This is a genomic window from Ferruginibacter sp., assembly GCF_014377975.1.
GTDB lineage: Bacteria > Bacteroidota > Bacteroidia > Chitinophagales > Chitinophagaceae > Ferruginibacter.
In genome coordinates this window covers 1-3322 of the sequence record NZ_JACMOO010000112.1, presented here as the reverse complement: position 1 = coordinate 3322, position 3322 = coordinate 1, and the positions used below count along the sequence as shown (strand labels likewise).

The 3322-nt window shown below is 37.7% G+C and carries 4 protein-coding genes; 2 read left to right on the top strand and 2 right to left on the bottom strand.

The features are described from left to right. Positions 1-408: 408 nt before the first annotated feature. Together H7254_RS06675 and H7254_RS06670 are read left to right on the top strand one after the other, a co-directional pair. Complete coding sequence (locus H7254_RS06675) at positions 409-765, top strand: helix-turn-helix domain-containing protein (protein WP_301932231.1); 357 nt, start codon at positions 409-411, stop codon at positions 763-765. A 23-nt stretch (positions 766-788) separates the two neighbouring features. Beyond that, the gene (locus H7254_RS06670; RefSeq protein ID WP_301932230.1) at positions 789-1268 is read left to right on the top strand and encodes a DUF6438 domain-containing protein; all 480 of its coding nucleotides are present in this window, start codon (positions 789-791) and stop codon (positions 1266-1268) included. A 280-nt stretch (positions 1269-1548) separates the two neighbouring features. Here H7254_RS06670 and H7254_RS06665 read toward each other — a convergent pair whose 3' ends face one another. Together H7254_RS06665 and H7254_RS06660 are read right to left on the bottom strand one after the other, a co-directional pair. After that, on the bottom strand, positions 1549-3012 hold the full coding sequence (locus H7254_RS06665) for an RHS repeat-associated core domain-containing protein (RefSeq protein ID WP_301932229.1): 1464 nt from the start codon (positions 3010-3012) through the stop codon (positions 1549-1551). 116 nt (positions 3013-3128) lie between these two features. Continuing rightward, the coding region (locus H7254_RS06660) for a hypothetical protein (protein WP_301932228.1) at positions 3129-3322 on the bottom strand (194 nt) is incomplete at its 5' end.

The following is a 3322-nucleotide window of genomic DNA, read 5'->3' as shown; positions in this document are numbered from 1 at the left end:
GCCTGCCGATTACAGGTTTTCATCGGCTAAATTTTACGAACAAAACATAGATGAGTTTGAGATGCTTACACATTTTGGTGAGGTATTTTAATGGAAGACGTGGTCGGTGACGACACCGGACCACGGGGAAAAGGTTTTCAATTATAGAAAATACACCAACCACGGAAGCAAATGGTATAGCCTAATTCTTCGGTTTGGTAGGTGATGGCTTCGGGGTTGCTGGTGTTGATTTGATTTTGTTGCATGTGGAAAAAATTTTACTGAACAGATTTGTTCACAAACTTATAGTATTTGTTCTTTACAACAGAACACATAAGTTTACTTTTTATCCACAGGTAATACAATCGCCCTACATTAGAACTAATTTTATTGCTGCATTCGTTGTTTACTTTACTTAAAATGCTTTTTATGGCTAACAAATTCGGGGATAATCTTAAAAAGATAAGAGTTGAGAAAAATGTATCGCAGCAAGAGCTTGCTGATATGATAAGTACACACAGCACACACATAAGCCGCTATGAACGCAACTTGGCTGCTCCTTCTATTGATGTAGTAAAAAAAATTGCTGAAGCTTTAGACGTTAGCACCGATACATTGATTTACGGCACTCAGGATGAGAAAGCTAAAAATAGTTTGAAGGATGCCGACTTGCTTAACCTCTTTACTAAAGTGCAGTTGCTGGATAAGCAGGATTTGAACGCTGTTAAGTCTTTGCTCAAGGCTTACGTTTTTCAAAAAGATACTCAGGCAAGACTTGCTCAATAAAAAACTCAAAAATCAATTTTCAAGTGAAAAAAATAATATCTATACTGCTATCCATATTCTTGTTTCTTAATTGTGACGCACAAGAAAAATTTCAATTCAGTGAGTTAACTTTTCACTCTACTGGCTGCAATAAATCCTGTCCAGATATATCAGTTAATATCAATAGCGATAAAACCATTAAACTCATCAGAGTCATTTACACCTCATCTGGTCTGTATGATAGCTTGCAGTCAGGAACATTCAAAGGAACTTTAAAAGATAAAGATTATGACAAGCTTATCAGTCAATTAAAAAGGTATGATTTTGATTCTTTACAGTTCCCTGATGTACTATGCTGCGATTCATCAATAAAAACCATACTCATTTCGTATAATGGAAAATACAAACGATTTAAATCAATGACACCACCTAAGGAAGCAACTACTCTTATAGACTTCCTCACCCAATTTTCAAAAAAAATTTCCTTGCCAAGGTATGACAGGCCGATAGATTTTGAAGAGTAATTATTTCTTCAGCGATAAATTCCGAGCAAAAAACACAACCAAAAAAACTATTAAAAATAAAATAGTTAGCTTCTGCAATTTGTTGCATACCTTTTTTAACCTTTCATCCTCTTCTGATACGTCTTTATCATACGGCAAAAAACTTACATGTCCCCAAGCACTCCCAAACTCAATTGGATACCCGTTTCTTCTGTCTAGTATGATATGAATAATGAATTTGGCAATAAAAATTACAATAAACGACAATAGACTTAGGACAAAAAGGTATTCCATAATTTCATCATTTATTTGGAGTATACTTCTCGGTAATCAAAGGAACAAAAATTTCAAAGTGGAAATTGAGTATGTAACCTTTATCAAAACCAAATGACAAACCGAGAGTGGTTGTGCTAGCTTTGGTGACATTATTTGTTTCACCTTTCATCGCCAAACTAAATCCCCGAGCTCCTACGGACACCTTATTTTCTGTAGTTGATTGAAGGTTACCATTAGCATCACGCATTTCTTCCGTTTCAGTTCCAACACCTACAATATATTCGGCACCTGCGTAACCACGCATAATATTGGTATTCCCATCCGTATCCATCCCGAACATTCTGAAATTTTTGTTATCACGGCTAAAGTCCTTCACACCAATCAAATCCATTTCTAAACCACCTCCAGCAGAGCCATTTCCTACAGGCTGATTTGCAGATGCACCCACACTTACCAGCGCAGTTACCTCTGTTCCACCAACATCGCCGTATTTTGTTTCAAATGTTCCAACTCCTGTAGTTATAGTTGTACCACCTTTTGTGTTTAAACTTTCACCATTCCCATACTTTTGACCGTTTGAACTTACAGAACCATCAGAATTAAGAGAGTAGCTTTGTACAACATCTTTTTTGCCATTATACTCTGTATAGGAGTTAATCTGAGTACTACTTCCCCTGTGATCATAACCTGCTACTGGCCCGCTGCCATTAAACCATTCGTAATCTCCGGTTTTTTTATTCTTATACCAATCAGTAGGCGCCATTCCATCAGGATCTACAAATCTTATTGGATTATCAAAGGCATAATTATAAGGTGAGAAGCGACGCATCTTATCGCTAAGTGGGTCTATCGTGTGCCACCTTCCTATTTGCTGGTCATAATTCCTTGCCCCAAAATCATAACTCTCTAATCCTACACCATCGCTGAACTCATTACTATTTAATTCCTTTCCGCCAAACTTATATTTATTAGTTAGTGAGCCTGCTGCCTTAGAAGATATCCCATCCATTGTCAACCCGAATGGATAATAATGTGTTTCCTCCAATATTGGCCCGGGCTTATGAATTACCTGCAAATTATCAAAATAAACTGGCAAATTCGTTTCATTGCTCACATAAACAAAGAGATAACCATTTTTTGGAACTGATATATTTCGGAGTGTCGGATCTGATTGCCAGTGATCTGTTACTATACCACTAGATCCAACCCTGCTGGCTCCACCACCTGCATATTTAAACTGTTCGTCAAAAAATACATAATTGATATAAGCTTTAGGGATTGTTGTTGTCTCTCCATTGGTTCCCCGGAAAAAGCTTCCTGGGAATACCGGGCTATTAATTGTCGTAAGGTTTGCTGAGGATAATCCTTTTCCTGCAGCTCCATTAGCAGGTGCCAGTATCATGTTAGCCATTAAGGTACCAATATCAAGTACAGTGGAATTAGTGTTGTTTACAGTTGCAGTATTTAAGAAATAGGATTTTCCCCCCATGTTGGCGCAAGCACCTCTTCAAACTGGCAAACTTTTGTATTGGCGCAAGGGTGTAGTGTTGGATAAGTGCGTCGGCTATCCTTGTGCCTGGCCGATTGCCGTAAAGTAATTCTTCCTTAACAAAACTCCGCCAATTTAATGATGCCATCATTTTTTGCAAAATGTTTTGCACTACTGTATACCCATTGTTCCGATGCATACACAGACCCGCTTGCAACAGGATTCTGGTGCATGTAAAATACAATCTCTGCAAACATTTGCCGGTTTAATATTACAATTGGTTTATTGTGTTGCTGCCAGAATTGCCAGT

Coding starts and splice junctions, on each gene's coding strand:
- H7254_RS06665 (WP_301932229.1), bottom strand. CDS start 3,012: ATGGGGGGAAAATCCTATTTCTTAAATACTGCAACTGTAAACAACACT.
- H7254_RS06675 (WP_301932231.1), top strand. CDS start 409: ATGGCTAACAAATTCGGGGATAATCTTAAAAAGATAAGAGTTGAGAAA.